Annotated in this window: 21 protein-coding genes; 11 read left to right on the top strand and 10 right to left on the bottom strand. The window is 71.2% G+C overall.

Annotation, left to right across the window (positions count from 1 at the left end; all coding sequences use genetic code 11):
- Positions 1-249 precede the first annotated feature (249 nt).
- A complete protein-coding gene (locus ACZ6KY_RS18085) occupies positions 250-1,080 on the top strand; it encodes a DeoR/GlpR family DNA-binding transcription regulator (RefSeq protein WP_469311254.1) in 831 nt (276 codons plus the stop codon).
- Between the two features lie 240 nt (positions 1,081-1,320).
- Positions 1,321-1,800, top strand: a complete 480-nt coding sequence (locus tag ACZ6KY_RS18090) for an SRPBCC family protein (RefSeq protein WP_469311255.1) — start codon at positions 1,321-1,323, stop codon at positions 1,798-1,800.
- 254 nt (positions 1,801-2,054) lie between these two features.
- Here ACZ6KY_RS18090 and ACZ6KY_RS18095 read toward each other — a convergent pair whose 3' ends face one another.
- Positions 2,055-3,179 carry a PLP-dependent cysteine synthase family protein gene (locus ACZ6KY_RS18095; protein ID WP_469311256.1) on the bottom strand — a complete coding sequence of 375 codons (1,125 nt, stop codon included), beginning with the start codon at positions 3,177-3,179 and terminating at the stop codon, positions 2,055-2,057.
- Positions 3,180-3,496: 317 nt separating this feature from the next.
- Between ACZ6KY_RS18095 and ACZ6KY_RS18100 the strand changes: the two genes are divergently transcribed.
- Both ACZ6KY_RS18100 and ACZ6KY_RS18105 read left to right on the top strand, forming a co-directional pair.
- A complete protein-coding gene (locus tag ACZ6KY_RS18100) occupies positions 3,497-3,820 on the top strand; it encodes a hypothetical protein (protein WP_261703200.1) in 324 nt (107 codons plus the stop codon).
- A 217-nt stretch (positions 3,821-4,037) separates the two neighbouring features.
- The gene (locus ACZ6KY_RS18105) at positions 4,038-4,553 is read left to right on the top strand and encodes an ATP-binding protein (RefSeq protein ID WP_469311257.1); all 516 of its coding nucleotides are present in this window, start codon (positions 4,038-4,040) and stop codon (positions 4,551-4,553) included.
- A 62-nt stretch (positions 4,554-4,615) separates the two neighbouring features.
- Here the strand turns inward: ACZ6KY_RS18105 and ACZ6KY_RS18110 are convergent, their stop codons facing one another.
- From ACZ6KY_RS18110 to ACZ6KY_RS18120, 3 genes are read right to left on the bottom strand one after another with little or no spacing between them, the layout of a single operon-like run.
- Positions 4,616-7,177, bottom strand: a complete 2,562-nt coding sequence (locus ACZ6KY_RS18110; protein ID WP_469311258.1) for an ABC transporter permease — start codon at positions 7,175-7,177, stop codon at positions 4,616-4,618.
- The gene (locus ACZ6KY_RS18115; protein ID WP_469311259.1) at positions 7,174-7,944 is read right to left on the bottom strand and encodes an ABC transporter ATP-binding protein; all 771 of its coding nucleotides are present in this window, start codon (positions 7,942-7,944) and stop codon (positions 7,174-7,176) included. Before ACZ6KY_RS18115 ends, ACZ6KY_RS18110 begins: the two co-directional genes overlap by 4 nt.
- Entirely contained in the window at positions 7,941-8,246 is a 306-nt protein-coding gene (locus ACZ6KY_RS18120) for an SHOCT domain-containing protein (protein ID WP_355987779.1), read from the bottom strand. The genes ACZ6KY_RS18115 and ACZ6KY_RS18120 overlap by 4 nt, the downstream gene beginning before the upstream one ends.
- Positions 8,247-8,464: 218 nt before the next feature.
- Here ACZ6KY_RS18120 and ACZ6KY_RS18125 point away from each other — a divergent pair, with 218 nt between their 5' ends.
- The 3 genes from ACZ6KY_RS18125 to ACZ6KY_RS18135 all read left to right on the top strand — a co-directional run bounded on the left by ACZ6KY_RS18125 (position 8,465) and on the right by ACZ6KY_RS18135 (position 10,601).
- Entirely contained in the window at positions 8,465-9,025 is a 561-nt protein-coding gene (locus ACZ6KY_RS18125; protein WP_469311260.1) for a TetR/AcrR family transcriptional regulator, read from the top strand.
- A gap of 74 nt (positions 9,026-9,099) precedes the next feature.
- Entirely contained in the window at positions 9,100-9,684 is a 585-nt protein-coding gene (locus tag ACZ6KY_RS18130; protein ID WP_469311261.1) for a DUF4865 family protein, read from the top strand.
- A gap of 5 nt (positions 9,685-9,689) precedes the next feature.
- Positions 9,690-10,601: a phosphotriesterase family protein gene (locus ACZ6KY_RS18135; protein ID WP_469311262.1), complete on the top strand. Its 912-nt coding sequence runs from the start codon at positions 9,690-9,692 to the stop codon at positions 10,599-10,601.
- Between the two features lie 3 nt (positions 10,602-10,604).
- Here the strand turns inward: ACZ6KY_RS18135 and ACZ6KY_RS18140 are convergent, their stop codons facing one another.
- Positions 10,605-11,843 carry an ROK family protein gene (locus tag ACZ6KY_RS18140; protein ID WP_469311263.1) on the bottom strand — a complete coding sequence of 413 codons (1,239 nt, stop codon included), beginning with the start codon at positions 11,841-11,843 and terminating at the stop codon, positions 10,605-10,607.
- Between the two features lie 158 nt (positions 11,844-12,001).
- Positions 12,002-12,679, bottom strand: a complete 678-nt coding sequence (locus tag ACZ6KY_RS18145; protein ID WP_469311314.1) for an alpha-ketoglutarate-dependent dioxygenase AlkB family protein — start codon at positions 12,677-12,679, stop codon at positions 12,002-12,004.
- Positions 12,680-12,750: 71 nt separating this feature from the next.
- Between ACZ6KY_RS18145 and ACZ6KY_RS18150 the strand changes: the two genes are divergently transcribed.
- On the top strand, positions 12,751-13,905 hold the full coding sequence (locus ACZ6KY_RS18150; RefSeq protein WP_469311264.1) for a methyltransferase: 1,155 nt from the start codon (positions 12,751-12,753) through the stop codon (positions 13,903-13,905).
- Between the two features lie 199 nt (positions 13,906-14,104).
- Positions 14,105-15,502, top strand: a complete 1,398-nt coding sequence (locus tag ACZ6KY_RS18155; protein WP_469311265.1) for an FAD-dependent oxidoreductase — start codon at positions 14,105-14,107, stop codon at positions 15,500-15,502.
- A 27-nt stretch (positions 15,503-15,529) separates the two neighbouring features.
- Here the strand turns inward: ACZ6KY_RS18155 and ACZ6KY_RS18160 are convergent, their stop codons facing one another.
- The 3 genes from ACZ6KY_RS18160 to ACZ6KY_RS18170 all read right to left on the bottom strand — a co-directional run bounded on the left by ACZ6KY_RS18160 (position 15,530) and on the right by ACZ6KY_RS18170 (position 18,977).
- A complete protein-coding gene (locus ACZ6KY_RS18160; RefSeq protein WP_469311266.1) occupies positions 15,530-16,762 on the bottom strand; it encodes an MAB_1171c family putative transporter in 1,233 nt (410 codons plus the stop codon).
- A gap of 448 nt (positions 16,763-17,210) precedes the next feature.
- Positions 17,211-18,062 carry a class II fructose-bisphosphate aldolase gene (locus ACZ6KY_RS18165; protein WP_469311267.1) on the bottom strand — a complete coding sequence of 284 codons (852 nt, stop codon included), beginning with the start codon at positions 18,060-18,062 and terminating at the stop codon, positions 17,211-17,213.
- Between the two features lie 33 nt (positions 18,063-18,095).
- On the bottom strand, positions 18,096-18,977 hold the full coding sequence (locus ACZ6KY_RS18170) for an SIS domain-containing protein (RefSeq protein WP_469311268.1): 882 nt from the start codon (positions 18,975-18,977) through the stop codon (positions 18,096-18,098).
- Between the two features lie 122 nt (positions 18,978-19,099).
- Here ACZ6KY_RS18170 and ACZ6KY_RS18175 point away from each other — a divergent pair, with 122 nt between their 5' ends.
- A complete protein-coding gene (locus ACZ6KY_RS18175; RefSeq protein WP_469311269.1) occupies positions 19,100-19,879 on the top strand; it encodes a DeoR/GlpR family DNA-binding transcription regulator in 780 nt (259 codons plus the stop codon).
- Between the two features lie 263 nt (positions 19,880-20,142).
- Here ACZ6KY_RS18175 and ACZ6KY_RS18180 read toward each other — a convergent pair whose 3' ends face one another.
- Positions 20,143-21,258 carry a GNAT family N-acetyltransferase gene (locus ACZ6KY_RS18180; protein ID WP_469311270.1) on the bottom strand — a complete coding sequence of 372 codons (1,116 nt, stop codon included), beginning with the start codon at positions 21,256-21,258 and terminating at the stop codon, positions 20,143-20,145.
- A 472-nt stretch (positions 21,259-21,730) separates the two neighbouring features.
- Between ACZ6KY_RS18180 and ACZ6KY_RS18185 the strand changes: the two genes are divergently transcribed.
- Complete coding sequence (locus ACZ6KY_RS18185; RefSeq protein ID WP_469311271.1) at positions 21,731-23,176, top strand: glyceraldehyde-3-phosphate dehydrogenase; 1,446 nt, start codon at positions 21,731-21,733, stop codon at positions 23,174-23,176.
- Positions 23,177-23,440 lie beyond the last annotated feature (264 nt).

Here is a 23,440-nt window from a genome sequence, read left to right on the forward strand (position 1 = left end):
ATGTGTCATGTGCAGGCACAAGGGTCTCGCGCTCCGGGGTGCGAGCACACCCGAACTCACGAAATCTCCCCGAAACGTGTGAACGTGGCCGCACGGGAGGGGCACGGCGGGCGTGCGGGCAGTGGCGCGACTGGCGGTGTCCCGTGCGAGGATGGGTCGTCCTCCAGACCTCGGGCAAGGAGAATGTCCACGTGGGAGTGGGTTCGGACGGAGTGTCGGGCAGGCAGCGACGAAAGGACCGAAGCGGTCGTGAGTGAGAATCAGAACCTCCTCGCGGAGCAGCGTCGCGCCCTGATCCTCGACGAGGTGCGCCGCCGCGGCGGTGTCCGCGTCAACGAGTTGACGCGAAGACTCGGCGTCTCCGACATGACGGTCCGCCGCGACCTCGACGCGCTGGCCCGTCAGGGTGTCGTCGAGAAGGTGCACGGCGGCGCGGTACCGGTGGTCGAGGCGAGCACGCACGAACCGGGTTTCGAGGCCAAGTCGGGTCTGGAGCTGACCGCCAAGGAGGACATCGCGCGGACGGCCGCCGAGTTGGTCGCGCCGGGCTCGGCGATCGCCCTCTCCGGCGGTACGACGACGTACGCGCTGGCCCATCACCTCGTGGACGTCCCGGACCTGACCGTGGTCACCAACTCGGTACGTGTGGCTGACGTGTTCCACTCGGCGCAGCGCACCTCCGGTCAGCGTCAGGGGGCCTCGACCGTCGTCCTCACCGGCGGGGTACGCACACCGTCCGACTCGCTCGTCGGGCCGGTGGCCGACCAGGCCATCGCGGCACTGCACTTCGACGTCCTCTTCCTCGGTGTGCACGGCATATCGGCCGAGGCCGGACTGTCGACGCCGAACCTCGCGGAGGCGGAGACCAACCGGCGGCTCGTGCAGTCCGCGCGACGCGTCATCGTGGTCGCGGACCACACCAAGTGGGGCACGGTGGGCCTCAGTTCGTTCGCCGCGCTGGACCAGGTCGACACGCTGGTGACCGACGGCGGGATGCCCGCGGAGGCTCGCGCGGAGATCGCGGAGCACCTTCGGCGCCTGGTCGTGGCCGGTGAACCCGAGGACGATACAGACATCTGACGGTCCGCCAGCTAGGGTGACGCTGCCCGCGCCGCCGGTCAGGCCGTCGGCGCCGTCCGTGGCGCGGGTGCGCCCAGGCCATCGCTCGCACCGAGGGGGCCGGTTCCGATGCACGGCCGAGCGGGCGGCGACTCCGAGAGACTGTCGGGCGAGTTCGGTTCGTGAGACGGTCCAGTGGGCCGTCACGGGCGTTCCGCACACACGGAGACCGGAACCCGGTTCCGGCGAGGGGGTTCACTCATGGCACGTCAACTGCGTCCGGTGGGACCTGACTTCGTCGAAACCGCCCCGCTGCGGCTGGTGTTCGCGCGGGAGGTCGCCGCCTCTCCCGAGGCGGTCTTCTCAGCGCTCGCCGAGGACGTGTCCGGCTGGAGCGAGTGGTTCTCGGCGGTGACGCTCGCCCGGCCCACCGCGGACGGCACGGGGCGCGAGGTGCGGCTCCGCGGCGGAACACGCTTCGAGGAGACCGTCCTCGTCTCGGAGGCTCCCGAGGTGTACGCGTACCGGGTGGATGCCACGAACGCGCCGGGGCTCCGCGCCCTGGTCGAGGAGTGGCGGCTCACGCCCGCGGGCACGGGGACGCGCGTGCGGTGGACCTTCGCCGCCGACGGAACGGCCTTGTTCCGGGCGGCACTTACCGTGGGGCGGGGCGGTCTGGGCCGCGCCTTCCGCGGCGCGGTGACGACCCTGGACCGGCGCCTGGCGTCGGCGCCCGCCTGAAACCCGCCTGAACCCACGGGCGCACAGGGCCGGCGCCGGACGTCAGAAGCCGGACCTCAGGCGTCAGCCCTCCGGCGAGGGGCGTCAGGCGCCGGGCGCCCAGCGCCAACAACAACCAGGTTCCCCCGGACCGGGGTTGGAGGGCCGGACCCGAGGGCGCGCCCTGCCGCCAGGTCGGTCCGTCCTGGGGCAGGCCGTCCTGGGGCCTGGCTGGCCCGGGGGCAGGCCTGCCAGGGGTCAAGCCAGTCAGCCGGTCAGGTCGGCCAGACGCCCGTCTCCAGCAGGGAGTTGATCGCCGTCGTGTACGGCGCGATGTCCAGGCCCTGTTCGGCCAGCCACGCGTCCGAGTAGTACTTGTCCAGATAGCGGTCCCCGGGGTCGCACAGCAGTGTCACCACGCTTCCCCTGCGCCCCTCGGCCACCATCTCGGCGACGATCTTCAGGGCGCTCCACAGGCCGGTACCGGTCGAGCCGCCCGCCTTGCGGCCGATGGCCTGTTCCAGGGCGCGTACGGCGGCGACACTGGCAGCGTCCGGCACCTTCATCATGCGGTCGATGGCCCCGGGCACGAAGCTCGGTTCCATGCGGGGTCTGCCGATGCCCTCGATGCGTGAGCCGCGGTCGCAGATGACGTCGGGATCGCCGGTGGTCCAGCCCTCGAAGAAACAGGAGTTCTCCGGGTCGGCGACACAGATCCGGGTGTCCGCCTGCATGTAGTGGACGTAGCGCGCGAGGGTCGCCGAGGTACCGCCGGTTCCTGCCGTCGTGACGATCCACGCGGGCTCCGGGAATCGCTCCAACGCCAGTTGGCGGAAAATGGATTCGGCGATGTTGTTGTTACCGCGCCAGTCCGTCGCCCTTTCCGCATAGGTGAATTGGTCCATGTAGTGTCCGCCGGTCTCGACCGCGAGAGCGGCGGACTCCGCATAGATCTTGCGAGCGTCGTCCACGAAGTGGCACTGTCCGCCGTGGAATTCGATCAGGCGGCATTTCTCGGCGCTCGTGGTGCGGGGCATGACCGCGATGAAAGGAACACCGATGAGCCCCGCGAAATAGGCCTCGGACACGGCCGTCGAACCACTGGACGCCTCGATCACCGGGCGGCCCGGCCGGATCCAGCCGTTGCACAGGCCGTACAGGAAGAGGGAGCGGGCGAGGCGGTGCTTGAGGCTGCCGGTGGGGTGGGTCGACTCGTCCTTCAGGTACAGGTCGATGCCCCACTCCTCGGGCAGCGGGAAGCGGAGGAGATGGGTGTCGGCCGAGCGGTTCGCGTCGGCCTGGACCTTGCGGACGGCTTCTTTGAGCCAGCTCCGGTACTCCGCGTCACTGCGGTCGACATCGAGGGTCTCACCGGTCCGGATCTGCTGGGGAGTGCTCACGGGAAGGCTCCTAACGCATGGCGCCGACACCGCTTCAGCCGGTCGGACACCTCGATCATAAACACCTTCCACACGCTTCTCACCTGCATAAACACACCTTTGGGCGACTCAAAGGCACCCCTGGGGGGACGGCGGGAATCCGAACTCGGGGGGCGCATCCCGGCCTTTGCTCCCGTCACCGCCACCACCTCGCCATACGCACTGGTGCTCGACGCCGCCTGCGGGCAGACTGCACCGAACGGGGCGATCGCCCCCGACGTGGATGCACACTGGGTCACGACAGGACACAGCCGGAGCGCACAAGGGGGCGGGGCATCATGGCGGAGCCGGAGTTCACGGCCACGGGCGTGCGGATCGGGAAGAGGCTGCGTTCGCTCACCCGGGCCGGACAGGTCCGGATCAGCGACGGCAGGCTGGAACTGCTCACCAGCTACGGCAGCGAGATCGACAGCGCGCCGGTGCAGGCGGTGCGGGCCTCGAAACCCTGGTTCGCGCACGAGGACCGGGCGTTGGCCGACGTCAACGGCACGCGTTACTCGCTCACTCTGGGCGAGCATGATCCGGCACCCGGCAGGCCGGGGCCGCCTTCGGCGCGCCGCTTCATCGAGGCGGTCCGCAGGGCGGCGGGACGCAGCGGCTGAGCCGCGCCCACGCGCTCGCTACGCGTCCTGAGTCACCGCGAGTTGCGGGACCGTGCCCCCTGAGTCACTCTGATGTCACATCACTACTCTGGGTTTACCGGCGATAACGCTACGAACCAGCCCGCCGGCCACCACAGCAGGCGGCCGTTCCACTCAGCCGCCTCTGCTGGATCCGATCTCCGTCTTCTTCCGGACCTCAATTCGGGGAGTCGCAGCCGTGATCAGCCAGCCAAGCAGGCATTGCACGGTGGAGCTCCAAGCCCTGCCGTCGCGGATCGGCCAGGTCCGCAGAATCGTCTCTGCGCAGTTGCGCTACTGGCATCTGGACCCCTTGATAGACCGGGCCGCACTCGGAGTGACCGAGTTGCTGTCCAACGTTCACCGGCACGCCCAGCCGGACAAGATCTGCACCGTGGAGATCGAGCTACGACTCGACCGGCTCACGGTGTCGGTGCACGACCACGACCCCCGGCTTCCCGTGGTGCGGGAAGCCGGCCCCGGCTCCACCTGCGGACGCGGCCTCGCCATGGTCGCGGCGGTGAGCGAGAGCTGGGGTGTGCGGCCCGACGGCGAGTCGGGCAAGGTCGTGTGGTTCACGCTTCCGGCGTCGACACCCGTGGTGGCGGCTTCCCTTCGTTCGCCGTACGAGACCGCGAGCGAGGCCACTCTGAGGCACACCGTCGACGTACTCAGGCCAGAACATGCTCCCGCCCGGTCCGCCGTTGTCGGCTGACCGGGCGGTGACATCCCTCTCGTACGCCGCTCGTCCGCGGGCGCCGTACGGCACCGGGTGGCTCACTCCGTGGCGATGGCCCGCAGCACGTCCAGGCGTGCCGCCCGCCGTGCCGGACGCAGTCCCGCGAGGGCCCCGGCAGCGAGACCCACCAGTGCCACCACCACGAGCCGCAGCGGCGGGATCGCGAAGGCGAAGGCGCTGTCCGACGCTCCGTCGGAGGCCTCGACGAGCACCCAGCCGAGGAAGGCACCGAGGGCGAGTCCGCCCGCCGTGCCGAAGGCGGCGACGAGGACCGACTCCCAGCGGACCATGGCGCGCAACTGCGCCCGGGTCTGTCCGACGGCCCGCAGCAGACCGAGTTCCCGCGTGCGCTCGTGGATCGCGAGCGTGAGGGTGTTGGCGATACCCAGCAGCGCGATGAGCACGGCGAGGGCGAGCAGGGCGTAGACCAGGGTCAGCATCATGTCGATGCCCCCCGCCGAGGACCGCGCGTACTCGTCCCGGGTCTGTACCTCGGGACTGCCGTACCGCTCGGCGACCCTCTTCACCGCGGCTTTGCCCTCCGCCGTGCTCACTCCGTCCTTGAAGGAGACGGCGACGAGCGTGTCGGCGTCCTGGGTGCGGTGCGGGGCCCAGGCTGCGCGGGTGATGACGTAGTCGCCCGCGAGTTCCGACCGGCCGTAGACGGCACGGACGGTGAAGTTCGCCTTCTGTCCGTCGGTGAAGGCGAGCCGGGCCGTGTCACCGGTCGCCAGGTGCTGCTTGTCGGCCTCCTTGCGGGTGATGGCGATGCCGTCGGCGCCGAGGCCGCTCAGCGAGCCCTGTACGGCACCGAGGTCGAGGACCTTGCCGAGCGTGACCGGGTCGGTGACCGTCAACGCGCGCCCCTGGCCGTTGACTTCGGCGACGCCCTTGCCCAGCCCGACGGCGTACCGGACCGTCGGCTGACGTGCGACGGCGGGGGCCAGTTTCGGGCTGAGTCCGCTGCCGCCCGCGCCGAACGACGGTGTGCTGACGGCGACATCACCCGCAAAGGAGCGGGAGACCGTCTGGTCCATGGTGGCCTTGAGCGAGGCGCCGAAGACGGTGAACAGCGACACGACGGCGACGCCGATCATGAGGGCGCCCGCGGTGGCGGCGGTCCGCCTGGGGCTGCGCAGCGCGTTGCGCCGGGCGAGTCCGCCGGTGACGCCGCGCAGCCTGCCGAGCGGCGCGCCGAGGATCCGTACGGCGGTCGTGGACGCGACCGGACCGAGGACCACGAGGGCGGCGAGGGCCAGCACGGCGCCGAGTCCGGCGAGCCACAGCGACGGAGTCAGCAGGACACCGGTCAGGGTGACGGCCACCGCCAGAGCGGCCAGTCCCCCGCCGACGGCCGCGCGTCCGCGCGAGGCACCGGACTCGTCGACCGCCGTCTCCCGCAGCGCGGCGAGCGGCGCGGTGCGTCCCGCCCGTACGGCGGGCAGCAGGGCGGAGCCGAGACAGACCACGACGCCGACGCCGAGCGGCAGCAGCATGGACAGCGCGCTGATCACCAAGTCGCCCTCGGGGAACGGGAATCCGATGGCCGGGAACAGCGCCTGGAGTCCGGCCGCGATCCCGATGCCGCCGGCGATCCCCACGGCCGAGGCGGTCACGGCGACGACGCTCGCCTCGGCCAGGGTCGACACGGTGACCTGCCGGCGCGAGGCGCCCAGGGCACGCAACAGCGCGTTCTCGCGGGTGCGTTGGGCGACGACGATCGCGAAGGTGTTGTGGATGGAGAAGGTCGCCACGAGGAGCGCGATGCCGGAGAAGACGAGCAGGAGCATGGTGAAAATGGTGAGGAACCGGCTGGAGACCATGTCGGTGTTCTCCTGCGCGGAGTCCTGTCCGGTGATGGCCTCGACTCCCTTGGGGAGTACGGGAGTCAGTGCGGAGACGAGCTTGTCCTGACCGACTCCCGGGCCCGCGCGCACGCGGATGCTCGCGGCCTCGCCGGGCTTGGCGGTCAGGTACTTCTCCGCGTCGGCCCGCGTCATGCCGGTGAACGTCACCTGGGCCATGCCGTCCTCGCCGCCGAAGGTCGCGAGGCCCACGATCGTCACCCGGACGGGGTCGGGCGTGCGCAGGACCGTCGTGTCGCCGATCCTCAGGTGGCCCTTCTTGGCAGTGCCCCTGTTGACGACGACCTCGCCGGACTTCGACGGGGCGCGGCCTTCGGCGAGTCGGTACGCGTTGAGCTTCGGGTCGTCGATCCAGTTGCCCGCGAGGGTGGGCGGGCCCTGGCCTCCGATGGGCTTCCCGTCGGAGCCGATGAGCTGGCCGGCGCCCTGGATGTCGGGCGCCGCGGCCGCGACACCGGGGGTCCGCTCGATCGTCGTCACCAGATCGGTGCCGACGGGGCGGCGTACGCCCTGGCTCTCCCCCGGTGCGGTGATGGTGTCGGTGCTGCGGACGACGGCGTCGGTGCCCCTGGTCGCGTTGCCGAACATCGTGTCGAACCCGGCGCGCAGGGTGTCGCCCATGACGAGGGTGCCGGCCAGGAACGCGACGCCGAGGAGCACGGCGAAGAACGTCCCCGCGAAGCGGCGTTTGTGGGAGCGCAGCGACGAGGCGCTGAGCCGCAGTGCCGCGTTCATACCGGTGCGCCCTTGCTGTCGAAGGCCTTCATGCGGTCGAGGACCTTGTCGGCCGTGGGGTTCTCCATACGGTCCACGAGACGTCCGTCGGCGAGGAAGACCACCTCGTCGGCGTGCGCGGCGGCGACCGGGTCGTGGGTGACCATGACGACCGTACGGTCCATCTGGCGCACGGCCCGGCCGAGGAGGTTCAGGACCTCCTCGCCGGAGCGGGAGTCGAGGTTGCCGGTGGGTTCGTCGGCGAAGACGACGTCGGGCTGTCCGGCGAACGCCCTTGCCACGGCTACGCGTTGCTGCTGTCCGCCCGAGAGCTCGCTGGGCCGGTGGTGGAGCCGGTCGCGCAGACCGACGACGTCGACGAGGACATCGGTCCATTCGCGGGAGCCCTTGGTTCCGGCGAGGTCCATGGGCAGCGCGATGTTCTCGGCGACGGTGAGCGTCGGGATCAGGTTGAACGCCTGGAACACGAAACCGATCCGGTCGCGGCGCATCAGGGTCAGGCGGCGGTCGTCGAGGGTGCCGAGCTCGGTGCCGCCGATGTACGCGGCTCCCGAGGTGAGGGTGTCCAGGCCGGCCGCGCAGTGCATGAGCGTGGACTTGCCGGAGCCCGAGGGGCCCATGATCGCGGTGAAGCGGCCGGCCGGGAAGCCGACGCTCACCCCGTCCAGGGCCCGCACGGCGGTGTCGCCGCCGCCGTACACCTTCACGGCCCCGGTGACGCGGGCCGCGTCCGGGCGGGCGGTCGGGTTCGTCGTCGTGGGCGTCATGCCGCACCGCCCTTGCCCGTACGCCCGAACTGCTCGTCGAGGACGGACAGGCGGCGCCAGTACTCGTCCTCGTCGATCTCTCCGGAGGCGAAGCGGCGGCCGAGCACGGCGATCGGCGAGTCGCCGGCCGGCAGGGAACCGCCGGGTCCGAAGCCGCCCGTCGCACGCCACGGGCCACGGCGTCCGCGCCAGGCGGTGCGGCGCAGCACGGTCACGACGCCGATCACGACGGCCGCCCAGATCAGCGGAAAGAACAGGATCCACGGGCCGGGGCCGCCGTCCCAGTTCGCCAGGGTCTGCATCTCGAGTCATCTCCTCGGTGGAGTCGCGCGTCTTCGCGGGATCTCTTGGTGATGCTTCGAGACTCGCCCTGGGAGGGGGTCCGAGTCGTCGTACGGCCAGCGGCTGTGCGCGTACCTCCCGGGGAGTACGCCGGGCGCCCCGGGCTGCTTCGCGCTGCGGCTCACCCTCAGCCACAGCCGTCTGCACTTCTGTACCTACTAGTATGTACAGTGGGTACATGAGCACTCCGGACCGACTGATCGAGTCCACGCGCGAGCTGCTGTGGGAGCGCGGCTATGTGGGCACCAGCCCCAAGGCGATCCTGGAGCACGCGGGCGCGGGGCAGGGCAGCATGTACCACCACTTCCGGGGCAAGCCCGGTCTGGCGCTCGCCGCGATCCGCCGTACCGCCGAGGAGATGCGGGCCACCGCCGAGGGCGTCCTCGGCTCGCCCGGATCGCCGTACGAGCGGATCGAGGCCTATCTGCGGCGCGAGCGCGACGTCCTGCGCGGCTGCCCGATCGGACGGCTCACGATGGACCCGGACGTGATCGCGAGCGACGAACTGCGCGCGCCGGTCGACGAGACGCTGGACTGGCTGCGCGGACGGCTGGCCGCCCTCGTCGAAGAGGGCAAGGAACAGGGCCAGTTCGCGCCCACGCTCGACGGCGAGGAGACCGCCGCGACGATCCTCGCGACCGTCCAGGGCGGCTACGTCCTGGCGCGCGCCTCCGGTTCACCCGCCGCGTTCGACACGGGAGTCCGGGGGCTGCTCGCCCTGCTGGCACCCGTCCGCTGACCCCCGCCGCGCCGAAGGCCACGGGCCGGCATCCGCCCTCCCCGCGAACCGCGGACTCCAGGAAGGACCTTCCCATGCACGCCATGCAGTACGAGCTCACGTTTCCCGCCGACTACGACATGACCGTCATCCGGGACCGGGTCGCCCGCGTCGGCCACCGGCTCGACGCGTGGGACGGCCTCGGGATCAAGGCGTATCTGATGCGCGAGCGCGGGGTGGACGGCTCCCCGGTGAACCAGTACGCGCCCTTCTACCTGTGGAACACGGCCGAGGGCATGAACTCCTTCCTCTGGGGCGGGGCGTTCCAGGGCCTGGTGAACGACTTCGGGCGACCCGTGGTGCAGCACTGGACGGGTCTCGCGTACGAGGAGGGCGGCGCCGCCGGATCGCCGGCCAGGGTCGCGGTCCGCAGGCGTCAGGCCGTCGCCGAGGGCGTGGAGCTGTCCGAGGCGATGGAGGAGGCGGTGCGCGAGGCCGGGCGGCTGGCCGCGCTGGACGGGGCGGTCGGCGTCGCTGCCGCCGTCGATCCGAGGCACTGGGAGGTCGTGCACTTCTCGCTCTGGGACCACGACTCCCCCAAGGCGCCGGGCGAGGTCTTCCAGGTACTGCACGTGTCCGCGCCCGAGCGTGACCGGCTGCCGCGGGGCCGGCAGTGGTGAGCCCGGTGGCCACGGTCCGTACGGTCCTGGGCGACGTGCTCCCCGAACACCTCGGGGTGTGCGACGCGCACGACCATCTGTTCTTCGGCAGCCCGCGGCTCCCGGGCCAGGAACTGTGCGACGCGTCCGCCGCGCGGGCCGAACTGGCCGCGTTCCGCGCGCAGGGCGGCGGCAGCGTGGTCCAGTGGACGCCGTACGGTCTGGGCAGGCGGGCCGCTGATCTGCCGTTGATCTCCCGCGACGCCGGGGTCCACGTCGTCGCGGCGACCGGACTGCACCAAGCGGCGCACTACACACCGGAGTTGCTGAGCGAGCTGCGCGCGACGCTGGCCGACGTCCTCGTCGCCGAGCTCACGACGGGCATCGGGACGACCGGGGTCCTGGCCGGTCTCATCAAGGTCGCGGGCGGCTTCCACGCCCTGGACGCGCACGCCCGCTGGACGATGACCGCCGCCGCCGAGGCGCACCACGCCACCGGAGCGCCGATCGCCGTGCACCTGGAACTGGGCACCGGAGCCCTCGACGTACTCGACCTGCTCTGCGGTGAGTTGGGCGTGCCGCCGCACCGGGTGATCCTGGGACACCTCAACCGTTCCCCGGACCTCGTGACGCAGCGCGAGGCCGCGGAGTCGGGCGCCTACCTCGCCTTCGACGGCCCCTCGCGTGCCAACCACGGCACGGACTGGCGCATGCCCGACGCCGTACGCGCCCTCGCCGACGCCGGTTTCGGCCACCGGCTGCTGCTCGGCGGCGACACGACGACCGCGGCGGCGCGCTCGGTCAACGGCGGCCCGGGGATGCCGTATCTGCTGCGCCGGATCCGCCCGAGGCTCGAACTCGCCCTGGGCAAGGACCTGGTGGACCGGATCCTCACCGAGAACGCCGGGCGTGCCTTCGCCGTCGCCTGGCGCCCATGAGCGTCAGACGGGCAGCGCCCTCAGCGGGTCGTCGAGCACCGGCTGCCACGCCAACTCGGCCGCCCCGACCAGGCTGTTGTGGTCCAGGGTGCAGGCGAGAATCGGCACCCCGCCGCTCTGTCCCCACAGGCTGCGGTCGGCGACGACGGCACGCAGCCGGTCCGGGTCGGCGTCCAGCAGGGCGCGGTGCAGTCCGCCGAGGATGATGCGGTCCGGATTGAGGATGTTGACGAGGCCCGCGAGACCGAGGCCGAGACGGTCGATCAGTGCCTCGATGGCCCTGCGGACGGACGGATCGGCGTACTCGTCGCGGATCAGCTCGTTGGACTGCTGGAGCAGCGACACCTCGGGGCCGGGGGCACGGCCGGCCGCGGTGAGGAAGGCCAGCGGGTCGGCCTCGACGTCGAGGCAGCCGCGGCTGCCGCAGTGGCAGGGGCGGCCCTCGGGATTGACGGTGAGGTGGCCGACTTCGAGGGCGAGCCCCGAACTGCCGGTGTGCAGGCGCCCGTCGAGCACCAGGGCGCCGCCGACACCACGGTGTCCGGTGGCCACGCAGAGCAGATCGCGGGCGCCGCGGCCCGCTCCGTGCCGGTGTTCGGCGAGGGCGGCGAGGTTGACGTCGTTGGCGGCGAACGCCGGACCCTCGATACCGGCCGCGCGCACCCGCTCGGCGAAGATCTGCCGGACCGGGGCGCCCGCGGGCCAGGCCAGGTGCAGTGGGTTGAGGGCGAGCCCCTCGGGTTCGGCGACGGCGGAGGGGACGGCGAGCCCGGCGCCCACACAGCGGCGCCCGGTCTCGCGGAGCAGTTCGGCGCCGGCGTCGACGACCGAGCCGAGCACCTTCGCCGGATCGGCGTCGACGGTCTCGCAGCCGGGCGCGGTCGCGACGATCCGGCCGCCGAGGCCGACCAGCGCGGCGCGGAACCCGTCGGCGTGCACCTGCGCGGCCAGCGCGACGGGCCCGTCCTCGGCGACCTCCAGCCGGTGCGAGGGCCGTCCCTGCGAACCGGCGGCGGCTCCGGGCCGCGCGTCGACGCGGATCAGCCCCAGCGCCTCCAGCTCCGCGGCCACCGCGCCCGCGGTCGCCCGGGTGACGCCCAGTTCGGCGGTGAGCACGGCACGCGTCGGCGCACGCCCGGTGTGCACGAGTTCCAGCGCCGGTCCGAGTGCCCCGCGCCCTCGGTCGAGCCGTGTCCGCGTGCTGCCATCCCCCGCCGTCCGGGGGCCCGCCTTGCCGTTCATGAAGGCGAGTCTCCCATGATCCGCTGCCACGGGGTCCGTCCGGTCGCGGCGGCCGCCGCGAGGAGACACCGTGGCGCGGGGCCGCCGTTCGGATCGCGCGTCGGGCCACGCGGTCCGACAGCACTCCGCATCGACAGCGACCGTTGGACCGTCCGCCGCTACCGCGCGGGCTCCGGCGGGAAGCCGCTGACCCGGAGCGTGAGGTTCAGCCGCCCGGTCAGTCCCAACTCGGGGGGCGCCGTGCCCGCGTACACCCTCGGTACTCCGTGATACGCGAGCCGTGACGCGCCGCCGAACACGAAGAGGTCTCCGCTGCGGAGCTCGACGTCGGTGTACGGCCGTGTCCGGGACTCCGTGTTGCCGAACCGGAAGACGCAGGTGTCGCCCAGGCTCAGCGACACGACCGGGGCGTCGGACGATTCGTCGGCGTCGCGGTGCATGCCCATCCGGGCTTCGGCGTCGTAGAAGTTGATCAGCGCGATGTCGTACGCGGCGGACGGATCCGTGCCGGGGGCGTCGGCGCCGAGGGTGTCCGTGACCGCCTCGCGGGCCAGGTCTCCGAGCCGGTCGGGGAAGGGCTTCACCGGCGAACCGTCACCGTCGACCACCGTCCGCGCATAGGCGTACGGGTACCAGTGCCAGCCCAGACAGACCTGCCGGGAGGTCATCGTGCCGCCGCCGGGGGTGCGGACCGTGCGCAGGCCCGCCGGCGGTCGTGCCCAGCCGCGGCAGGCATCGAGGAGCTGCCGCTGGTGTTCTGCGTCCAGCCAGTCCGGGAGGTGCACCGCGCCGGGCGCGATCTCGGTCCGGCCGCGCGGGAACAGCTCCGCGTCCATCGACATGCCCCCATCCTCGCGCACCTCAGGCGTCCCGGGTCGCTTAGCCTTGACCCACGATGAACGACCGGATGACGACACCCTGGGGCGATTACGAGCTCGCCCGCTTCCCCGAGGACCCTCGCGATCGACTGCGCGCCTGGGACGCCGCCGACACCTATCTGCTGGGGCACCTCGCGGAGAGCGGCACCCCGCTGACGGGTTCGGTCGTGATCGTCGGCGACCGGTGGGGGGCGCTCACGACGGCGCTGTCGGCACGGAGACCGACCCAGATCTCCGACTCCCTCCTGGCGCAGGAGGCGACCCGCGCGAACCTGGCGCGGGCCGGTGCCGAGGAGTCCGCGGTCCGGCTCCTCACGACCCAGGAGCCGCCCCCCGAGCGGATCGACGTGCTGCTCGTGCGGGTGCCGAAGAGCCTCGCCCTGCTGGAGGACCAGCTGCACCGGCTGGCGCCCGGCGTGCACGAGGGAACGGTCGTCATCGGCACCGGCATGGTCAAGGAGATCCACACCTCGACGCTGCACCTCTTCGAGCGGATCCTCGGTCCGACCCGCACCTCGCTGGCCGAGAAGAAGGCCCGGCTGGTCTTCTGCACCCCGCTCCAGGGGATCGCCCGGAAGGCCAACCCCTGGCCGTACAGCTACCAGCTTCCCGACGACGTCGGCACCGTCTCCGGCCGTACGGTCGTCAACCACGCGGGCGTCTTCTGCGCCGACCGTCTCGACGTCGGCACCCGCTTCTTCCTGGGGCATCTGCCGCGCAGCCGGGGCGTCGAGCGGGTCGTGGACCTGGGCTGCGGCAACGGTGTGGTCGGTACGGCGATGGCGCTGGCCAATCCCGACGCCGAGGTGCTGTTCGCCGACGAGTCGTACCAGGCGGTGGCCTCGGCGGAGGCGACCTACCGGGCGAACGCCGACGGGAGCGCCGGCGGGAGCGCCGAATTCCGTGTCGCCGACGGGCTGGAGGGCGTCCCTCCCGGGAGCGTCGACCTCGTCCTGAACAATCCCCCGTTCCACTCCCACCAGGCGATGACGGACACGACCGCCTGGCGGATGTTCTCCGACTCCCGGCGCGCGCTGCGGCCGGGCGGCGAGCTGTGGGTGATCGGCAATCGCCACCTCGGCTACCACCTGAAGCTGCGCCGGCTCTTCGGCAACAGTGAACTGGTGGCGGGCGACGCCAAGTTCGTGGTCCTGCGGGCCGTGAAGAAGGATGTCGGCCAGTAGCCTCCGCGGGCCCCGGGCGGCTGCGGGCGGGTGCGTCGGTGGACGCATCGGCCTAAGACCGGCTCACGTGGAGACCGGCGGTGAGGGGTACTGAACACGTCGCCAACAGACAGAATCCGCACACTTTTTGATCTCCCCTGTACACCTACGTGTCCGACCGTAGAGTGATGTCGCTCACCAATGACAACTGGGGGAAAAAATGTCGCGCCGTGCTGTCGTCATCGGTGGGAGCGTGGCCGGCATGCTCGCCGCCGCGGCCCTGTCCCGGTCCGTGGACGACGTGATCGTCCTGGAGCGCGACGAACTGCCCGACGGGCCGCACCCGCGCAAGAGAATCCCGCAGGCACGGCACGCCCACATCCTGCTGCCCAGCGGGCGCGACGCCATCGAGGAGCTGCTTCCCGACGCCGACGTGCGCCGGCGTCTGCTCGCGTCAGGGGCTCACGAGCAGTCCTTCACCGACATGCTGGGCTTCGGCGCGCAGGGCTGGTTCCGACGGTGGCCGACCGTGGCCGACGACCTGCTGCTGACCCTCTGCAGCCGCGACCTGCTCGATGCGGTCATCCGCGACGCCGTCCTCGGGACCACCCGGGTCACGGTCCGCCGCGCCGAGGCGCTGTCGCTGCTGGGAAGCGCCGAGCGCGTCACGGGTGTACGACTCCTCGCCGACGGCGCCGAGGAGGACCTGAGCGCCGACCTCGTCGTCGACGCGAGCGGACGGGGGTCGCGCGTCGAGCAGTGGCTCGAAAAGCTCGGCGTGACGGACATACCGACCGACGAGGTCGACTCGGGTCTCGTCTACGCCAGCCGGATCTTCCGCGTTCCGAAGGGCGCGGAGGACTTCCCGCTGACACAGGTCGAGGCGGACCCCGCCGCCGCGAGGCCGGGGCGTTCCGCGAACCTGGTGCCGATCGAGGACGGCCGCTGGCTGGTCAGCCTCGCGGGCACCCGCGGCGGCGAACCCACCGCCGACCCCGAGGAGTTCACCGACTTCGCCCTCGGCCTGCGCCATCCTCTGATCGGTCAGCTCATCTCCGGCGCCGAGCCGCTCAGCGAGGTGTTCCTCAGCCGCAGCACCCGCAACAGGCGCCGCGAGTTCGAGAGGGCCGCCATGCCCGAGGGCCTCGTGGTGCTCGGTGACGCCGTCGCCACCTACAACCCCGTCTACGGCCAGGGCATGTCCGTCGCGGCCCTCGGCGCCCTGGCACTGAGCCGGCGGTTGCGGCAGGCCGACGTCACCGCTCCGGGGTTCGCCCGCGGCGTCCAGCGTGCGGCCGCCAAATCCGTCGCGGCCGCGTACACGATGAGCACCTCCCAGGACCAGTGGTTCCCGGAGGTCGTCGGCAAGGCTCCGACGCTCGTGGACCGGCTCCTCAGCCGCTACATGGGCCGGATGGCACGCGTGGCCACCACCTCGTACGACGTGTCCGCGGCCATGTGCAGGGTCATCACGCTCCAAGCGGACGCGAGCCGTCTCGTGGACCCCAAGCTGCTGCTCGCCACCCTCAAGGGGTCCGTCATGGAGCCCCTGACCGGGCCGCCGCTGACCCCCGAGGAGAGCGCCTTCCTCGACTCCATGGGCCCCGTCGCCGTGTGACGGCGTCCGCCCGCGGTCCGGTCCCCGTCAGGACAGCTGTCGTACGGCGGTTCTCCGCGACTGGATCGCGGCGTCGACGATCGGCGTGCGCACGGCCTTGGACAGGCTCAGCAGGGACGGCTGGCCCGTGTCCAGCGACCGCGAATCGGCGGCCGGACGCCGCACGCGCGCGCTGACCGAGACCACCACATCGACGTCACCGACCGAGATGCCGATGGTGCCGGTCTCGGCGACGGGGGTCGGAGTCTCGGCGAGGGCGGCCACGGCGACCATCGCGGCCATCCCGATCACCTCGGCCTCCGCCGCGCAGGACCCGGCGGCCAGCGCGTCCCGGTAGGCGCGGCGCCGCACCTGGTCGTCGAGCTGTCCCGCGAGCCGCTTGAGACCGTCACGGATGGCCGTTTCCCGCGTGGTGAGCCGCAGTTCGACGTCGCCGATCGTCCGCCAGGACAGCGCCGCGACGCAGCGCCGACGGCTGGTCGGCCCCGACAGCAGACGGAACAGCGGACGCAGGCGCACGAACGTGATGGCGGAGTCGATGCGCGGACCGACGAGCGGAAGGATGTAGCCGGCCGAGACCAGGCAGGAGCCGACGGCCACCAGCGGTGCCACGCTGGTACTGAGACCGTCCCAGTGGTGCCCGAGCCAGTGCGCGGTCAGCGCGACGGACTTGACGACGCTGTAGGCGCTGGTGAACAGCCAGCCCAGCACGAGCAGGGCCAGCGAGCCGCGGGTCCAGCGCTTGACCTTCCGTGTCCAGCGCCAGCACAGCAGGGTCGTCGTCACCGCGGCCACCATGTGCGCCATCAGATACAGCACGATCATCTCTCGGATGAACGGCGTCGAGGCGTAGTAGGTGTCGAAGTCGGCCCGGCGCTCGACCGGCGCGTTGCCCAGCGAGAACAGGACGCCCTCGGCGGCGATCACTCCCAGATAGCTGAACAGCCAGGCCCGGGACGTGCGCCGCACCTGGACGGGGTCGCTGCCCCGCCAGTGCACGATCAGGATGAGGGAGGCCGCGCCGAAGGCCGTCACCGCGCCGTAGGTCAGCGGCGCCGCCACATTCGGTATGCCGGTGACCCTGTTGACCAGGGCGACCGTGGGCGGCGCGCCGAGCACGAAACAGAGTCCCGACAGCAGGATGACGGCGCAGAACGACCGCTTGAGCGGGTCTCTCCAGTGGCGGCGCAGGTCGGGCAGCTGGGCAGCCAGTCCCATCCAGAGGACGGCCGCGGCCAGGTAGTAGATCAGTCCGTTCACATCGGGCCCAAAGGCATGCGGAGGCGGACTTCCCGAAGCGCGCAGAGGCGCGGACCATCGGCGGACATCGCTTTGTTCACCGGGGCGCACGCATCCCCGTCGCGCGCCAACATGCGATAACCAGCCAGAAGTTGACCGCTCAAGGCCTTCTCCGTCCTGCGCCCGGTCCAGCGCCGGACCTCCCCCGAAAACACCGCAAACCCCTGCTCCCCGTGTTCATGGGGCATACGGACGCTTGCCCGAGTGGCGTCCGGGGCGATACGTCACCCGCGAGCCTGCCGTGCCCTTTCGGCCTTCTCATACTTGTTCACCCTAGCCACCTTGTCACCCACTCGAACCGCCGTCGGTGCAAAAGCACATGCGACAGGGGCGGCTTCGACCGGACCCGGCACCGGCGAAGCGGTCGCTTTGGGCCGCATATCAGGCTGTAGGGGCATCTGGACAGCGCTCACCCCCGCAGCACACCGATGAGCCCCGCCACCGTCCGCGCCATCGCCTCCCGCCCCACGGTGAGGTATTTCCGTGAGTCCACGGCGTCGGGGCTGGCGGCGAGGAACTCCCGTATGGCGCCCGTCATCGCGATGTTGAGCGCGGTACCGACGTTGACCTTGGCGATACCGCCTTCGACGGCCGCCCGGAGTTCTTCGTCGGGCACCCCTGAGGAGCCGTGCAGGACGAGGGGGACGGTGAGGGAGGCGGCCAGCCGCTTGAGGAGATCGTGGTCGAGGGCGGCGGTCCGGGTGGTCATCGCGTGCGAGCTGCCGATCGCCACGGCCAGCGCGTCCACGCCGGAGTCGGCCACGAAGACGCGGGCCTCCATGGGGCCGGTACGGGCGCCGGGCGCGTGCGCGTCCCGCGGCGGCTCACCGTTCTTGCCGCCGATCTCGCCCAACTCGGCCTCGATCCACAGACCTTGGGCGTGCGCCCAGTCGGCGGCGGCCCGGGTCGCCGAGAGGTTCTCCTCGTACGGCAGGCGCGACGCGTCGTACATGACGGAGCTGAACCCGGCACCGGGCGCCTGCCGCAACAGGTCGTCGCTCTGGACATGGTCGAGGTGCAACGCGACGGGCACCGAGGCCCGTTCGGCGGCGGCGGTCGCGGCACGGGACAGCGGGAGCAGCCGGCCGTAACGGAACTTGACGACGTTCTCGCTGACTTGGAGCACGACGGGCGCGCCGACGGACTCCGCGCCCGCGACGACGGCCTCGATGTGCTCCAGGGTGATGACGTTGAACGCGGCGACGGCGGTCCGCGTCTCGGCGGCCGTGGCGACCAGCTCACCGGTTGCTGCGAGGGGCACAACTCCTCCTTCTCCGTGGGTGGTAGAGCCGGCTCAGTGGCTGAGGATCACCGAGCGGGTGAGGTGGCGCGGCTGGTCGGGGTCCAGGCCGCGCGCCGCCGCGACGGCTACGGCGAGGCGCTGCGCGCGGACGAGTTCGGCGAGCGGGTCGAGGCCGCCCTCCACCCACAACCCGCCGGTCCCGCGGACCTGTTCGGCCAGCCCCTCGGGTGCCTCGCCGAGCATCCAGGTGGCGGTGCCGTGGGTGGTGACGCTGATCGGACCGTGCCGGTACTCCATCGCCGGGTAGGCCTCGGTCCAGGCGAGGGACGCCTCCCGCATCTTGAGGCCGGCCTCGTTGGCGAGGCCGACGGTCCACCCGCGACCGAGGAAGGTGAACTGCGAGCAGCCGACGAGCCCTTCGGGCAGCGGCGTGCCCAGCGCGGTGCGCGCGTCGGCGACGACGGCGTCGCTGTGCAGACCGAGGTGGGCCCGGAGCAGGGTGAGCGCGGTGGTCGCGAACCGGGTCTGCACGACGGACCGCTCGTCGGCGAAGTCGAGCACGACGACGTCGTCCGCGGACTCCATCACGGGTGTGCGCGGATCCGCGGTCACGGCGGTCGTACGGGTGTGCCCACGCAGTCGTACGAGAAGTTCGAGCACTTCGGTGGTCGTCCCCGAGCGCGTCAGGGCGATCACGCGATCGTACGAGCGGCCCGCGGGGAACTCCGAGGCGGCGAAGGCGTCCGTCTCACCCTGCCCGGACTGTTCGCGCAGGACGGCCGCGGCCTGCGCCATGAAGAACGAGGTGCCGCACCCCACGATCGCGACGCGTTCCCCCGCCGCCGGCAGCGCGGCTTCGTGCACGGCCGCCTGTTCGGCGGCGCGGATCCAGCACTCGGGCTGGCTGCTCAGCTCGTCCTCGACATGGGTCATGCCGTACCCCTCCCACAGATGCTTGTTCTTGCAAGATATAGCGAGGTTTCGAGCACAATCAAGCATTTGAGTGGAGGGGGGTTGCGTTAAGGTCGCGGAAGATCGAGGAACGGAGGGTGCGGATGTCGCGCGACGCCCGGTGGAAGGCACTGCTGGAACTGCTCGTGGAGCGGGGCCGCCTGGATGTCGAGGAGGCGGCGACGGAACTGGAGGTCTCGGCGGCGACGATCCGCCGCGACTTCGACCAGCTCGCCGAGCAGCAGATGCTCGTGCGCACCCGGGGCGGCGCGGTCGTGCACGGCGTCTCCTACGAACTGCCCCTGCGCTACAAGACCGCCCGCCACGCGTCCGAGAAGCAGCGCATCGCGAAGGCGGTGGCCCACCTGATCGCCCCCGGCGAGGCGGTGGGCCTGACGGGCGGCACCACGACGACCGAGGTGGCGCGCGCCCTGGCCGTACGCCCGGACCTGGCATCGGGCTCCCCCGCGCTGACCGTCGTCACGAACGCGCTGAACATCGCGAACGAGCTCGCCGTGCGCCCCCAGTTCAAGATCGTGGTGACCGGCGGGGTCGCCCGGCCGCAGTCCTACGAACTCATCGGACCGCTCGCGGACGGCGTCCTCGGGCAGATCACGCTGGATGTCGCGGTGCTCGGCGTGGTCGCCTTCGACGTCACGCACGGCGCCGCCGCCCACGACGAGGCGGAGGCCGCGATCAACCGCCTCCTGTGCGAGCGGGCCGAGCGCGTGATCGTCGCCGCCGACTCCAGCAAACTGGGGCAGCGCGCGTTCGCCCGTATCTGCGCGGCCGAGTCGGTGCGCACACTCGTGACGGACACGGCGGCGGGGCCTGAGACGATCGGCCGGTTCGAGGAGGCGGGGATCGAGGTCATGGCCGTATGACATCGACCCCGTGACGGGACGCCGATCCCGTGACGGGACATCGAGGTCATCACGTGACGTCGAGGTAATCGCGCCCCTTCGAGGTCATCGCCGTACGACGCTGACGCCCTGGGTGACGGACGCCTTTCCCGTGACTGCACCGGAGGCGGCCCGCGCCGCGTGCCGCGCGACCGCATGGGGCGCCGCGGGGTATGCCCGAGGGAGTCTCCTCGCCCGAACCGCTCGGCCCAGGAGACTCCCTCGGGTGGGGCCGGGCGACCCGGTCAGCCAGGGCGCGGTCCCGCTCCGCTGGATTCCGGTCGGCCCGAAGCGCGCAGCGTGCCCACGGTCTTGAGCAGCCGGTCGGCCGGATCGCGGAGCGTGGGATGGGCGAGGACGGTGTTCCGCAGACCGCGCACGGGCCTGCGCCACAGCCGGTGCGCCGCCGCCACCGGATGGGGGCGGGCCGCGAACCCCTCGGCCACCCGCAGCTCACGGGTCTTGAGCCAGTCCTTGTACTCCTTGTCGCCGCGCCCCAGATCCAGCACGCTCACGCCGTTCCGGCCGGCCGCCTCGGCGGTCCGCAGATGCATCATCAGACCGGGCGAGTACCGGTGGAACTCCGGGTCGTACGCGGTGAACCAGGCCGCGAGCACTGTGCGCGACCGAGGTCCGAAGTGGGCGGCGACCGGCCGGTCCCCGGCGTAGAGCACGGACAGCACGCCGGTGAAGTGCTCCTCGCGGACGCCGAACAGGTGGTCCACCAGACCCACGATCCAGGGCCGCGCGAACCGGTCCATGCGTCCCGTCCTGCGGTACTGGGCGGACTTCCACCGCATGAGCGTGCGCAGCATCCGGGGGTCGCGCTCGTCGAAGACGAACCGCACCTCGCCCACGTCCCGCCCGAGGCGCCGTTCCTTCTTCAGGGTCGTCTTCGCCTGGCCCGGATAGGCGCTGCGCAGCCACTCCGGGTAGCCGCTGTCCCCCGGTTTCAGGTCCACGACCGGGGAGGCGAAGGTCCCAGTAACGTATCTTCCGAACGGCTCCTGCTCCTCGACGAGATGATCGAACTCGAAGATGGACAGCCCGCAGGCGCGCAGCACCTCCTGTGCGTCCCAGGTGACCCCGGGTCTGTGTACGAGAGCCTGGCAGTCGGAGAGTCCGAGGCCGATGGCCCTGCCGACGCCGAGGACGTTGCGTTCGTACGGCAGGAAACCGACGGGCTCACCGTCCTCGCGCAGCACCGCGACCTGGGCACCGCCGCGAAACCTGGCCACCCCCGTCGCGAACTCCGGCGCCAGGAACGGATTGGCGTACTCGGGCGATGCGTCCATCGCCCCGTGCCAGGCCTCGCGCAGCGGGCCGCCGAGGCCGTCGAGTCTGTGGATCGTGATCTCCACCTCAGATCAACCGCCCTTCCGCAGGCGCTGCGAGGGATGTTCCGGTCACAGCACAGGCAAGTCGGGCGTGTGGATCTTTGTTGATGGATCGCATGGACGACAGCTCCCCCCATGACGCGCTGTCCGCGTCCTGCCACTTTTCTGATTTTTGCCGTTCCGCACCGCACAAGGACTCGTCTCCCGGTCGAGGACCGCGATCCGAGCCAAAGGGCAGGGGCTCAAACGTCGCGAAACAGTACGCACGCTGTCAAGGGTGCCTACAGCAACGAAAGAGTCCGGAACGGGAGACGGAGACTTTGCCGTACTGGTGGACGACATCTGTCAGCCATGTGGCGAGCCTCCGGAGGGCCGGACTCCGATGCCCGCGTCCGCCGCGGCGGACGCCGTCTTCCGTGCGAGTGGACACCGCGTGAACGATCAGAAAGTCGGTCCGGTTAGCATATGAGCGCCACCTAGCTCGAAAGATGATTCTGTGACTGTCAACGACGACGCGTTCACCAACTGGAAGACCCGCGAAGAGATCGCGGAGTCGATGATCCCGATCATCGGGAGGCTGCACCGGGAGCAGGACGTCACGATCCTCCTGCACAGCCGCTCCCTGGTGAACAAGTCGGTGGTGAGCATCCTCAAGACCCACCGCTTCGCCCGGCAGATCGCCGGTGAGGAGCTCTCGGTCACCGACACGCTGCCGTTCCTGCGGACGCTCACCACGCTCGATCTCGGCCCGTCCCAGATCGACATCGGCATGCTCGCCGCGACGTACCGGGCCGACGACCGCGGCCTGTCCGTCGAGGAGTTCACCGCCGAGGCGGTCGCCGGCGCCACCGGCGAGAACAAGATCGAGCGCCGCGAGGGGCGTGACGTCGTCCTCTACGGGTTCGGCCGCATCGGCCGCCTCCTCGCCCGCCTGCTCATCGAGAAGACCGGCTCCGGCAACGGTCTGCGGCTGCGCGCCATCGTCGTGCGCCAGGGCGGCGAGCAGGACATCGTCAAGCGCGCCTCGCTGCTGCGCCGCGACTCCATCCACGGCCAGTTCCAGGGCACGATCACGGTCGACGAGGCGAACAGCACGATCATCGCCAACGGCAACGAGATCAAGGTCATCTACGCCAACGACCCGTCCGAGGTCGACTACACGACGTACGGCATCAAGGACGCCATCCTCGTCGACAACACGGGCAAGTGGCGTGATCGCGAGGGTCTGTCGAACCACCTGCGCCCCGGCGTCGACAAGGTCGTCCTGACGGCGCCGGGCAAGGGCGACGTCCCCAACATCGTGCACGGCGTCAACCACGACATGATCAAGCCGGACGAGCGGATCCTGTCCTGCGCCTCCTGCACCACCAACGCGATCGTGCCGCCGCTCAAGGCGATGGCGGAGGAGTACGGCGTCCTGCGTGGCCACGTGGAGACCGTCCACTCGTTCACCAACGACCAGAACCTGCTGGACAATTACCACAGTTCCGACCGTCGGGGCCGCTCCGCGCCGCTGAACATGGTCATCACCGAGACGGGTGCCGCCTCCGCTGTCGCCAAGGCGCTGCCCGACCTCAAGGCGCCGATCACCGGCAGTTCGATCCGCGTCCCGGTGCCGGACGTGTCGATCGCGATCCTCAGCCTGCGCCTGGGCCGCGCGACCACCCGCGAGGAGGTCCTCGACTACCTCCGCAACGTCTCGCTGACCTCGCCCCTCAAGCGCCAGATCGACTTCATCAGCGCCCCCGACGCGGTGTCCAGCGACTTCATCGGCTCGCGCCACGCCTCGATCGTCGACGCCGGCGCCACCAAGGTCGAGGACGACAACGCGATCCTCTACCTCTGGTACGACAACGAGTTCGGCTACTCCTGCCAGGTCATCCGCGTCGTCCAGCACGTCTCCGGGGTGGAGTACCCGACGTTCCCGGCTCCGGCGGTCTGAGCGACGGACGACGCGCGGTTCGCCGTCCGAGCGCTCAGGACGGCGAACCGCCGAGTCGCGGGGGCGACAGCGAATCCCGTGTCATCGGGGCCCTGTTCGCCCCCTTCGTCCGCAGCGCCCGATCCCGGCGCGCCCGCCGGTTCGCGCGTGGGGCCTCATCCCGGCACACACCGGTTCGTCCGTGAAGCCTCGCCCCTCACACACCGGCCCACCGCCCCCTTGCTCCGAGCCTGGCAGCCGTCTACCTTGACTTTGTGCCGCTAA

The sequence above is a fragment of the Streptomyces sp. NPDC042002 genome (assembly GCF_055588305.1).

Coding starts and splice junctions, on each gene's coding strand:
- ACZ6KY_RS18110 (WP_469311258.1), bottom strand. CDS start 7,177: ATGAACGCGGCACTGCGGCTCAGCGCCTCGTCGCTGCGCTCCCACAAA.
- ACZ6KY_RS18145 (WP_469311314.1), bottom strand. CDS start 12,679: ATGGACGCGGAGCTGTTCCCGCGCGGCCGGACCGAGATCGCGCCCGGC.
- ACZ6KY_RS18140 (WP_469311263.1), bottom strand. CDS start 11,843: ATGAACGGCAAGGCGGGCCCCCGGACGGCGGGGGATGGCAGCACGCGG.
- ACZ6KY_RS18100 (WP_261703200.1), top strand. CDS start 3,497: ATGGCGGAGCCGGAGTTCACGGCCACGGGCGTGCGGATCGGGAAGAGG.
- ACZ6KY_RS18155 (WP_469311265.1), top strand. CDS start 14,105: ATGTCGCGCCGTGCTGTCGTCATCGGTGGGAGCGTGGCCGGCATGCTC.
- ACZ6KY_RS18150 (WP_469311264.1), top strand. CDS start 12,751: ATGACGACACCCTGGGGCGATTACGAGCTCGCCCGCTTCCCCGAGGAC.
- ACZ6KY_RS18170 (WP_469311268.1), bottom strand. CDS start 18,977: ATGACCCATGTCGAGGACGAGCTGAGCAGCCAGCCCGAGTGCTGGATC.
- ACZ6KY_RS18090 (WP_469311255.1), top strand. CDS start 1,321: ATGGCACGTCAACTGCGTCCGGTGGGACCTGACTTCGTCGAAACCGCC.
- ACZ6KY_RS18115 (WP_469311259.1), bottom strand. CDS start 7,944: ATGACGCCCACGACGACGAACCCGACCGCCCGCCCGGACGCGGCCCGC.
- ACZ6KY_RS18125 (WP_469311260.1), top strand. CDS start 8,465: ATGAGCACTCCGGACCGACTGATCGAGTCCACGCGCGAGCTGCTGTGG.
- ACZ6KY_RS18130 (WP_469311261.1), top strand. CDS start 9,100: ATGCACGCCATGCAGTACGAGCTCACGTTTCCCGCCGACTACGACATG.
- ACZ6KY_RS18175 (WP_469311269.1), top strand. CDS start 19,100: ATGTCGCGCGACGCCCGGTGGAAGGCACTGCTGGAACTGCTCGTGGAG.
- ACZ6KY_RS18120 (WP_355987779.1), bottom strand. CDS start 8,246: ATGCAGACCCTGGCGAACTGGGACGGCGGCCCCGGCCCGTGGATCCTG.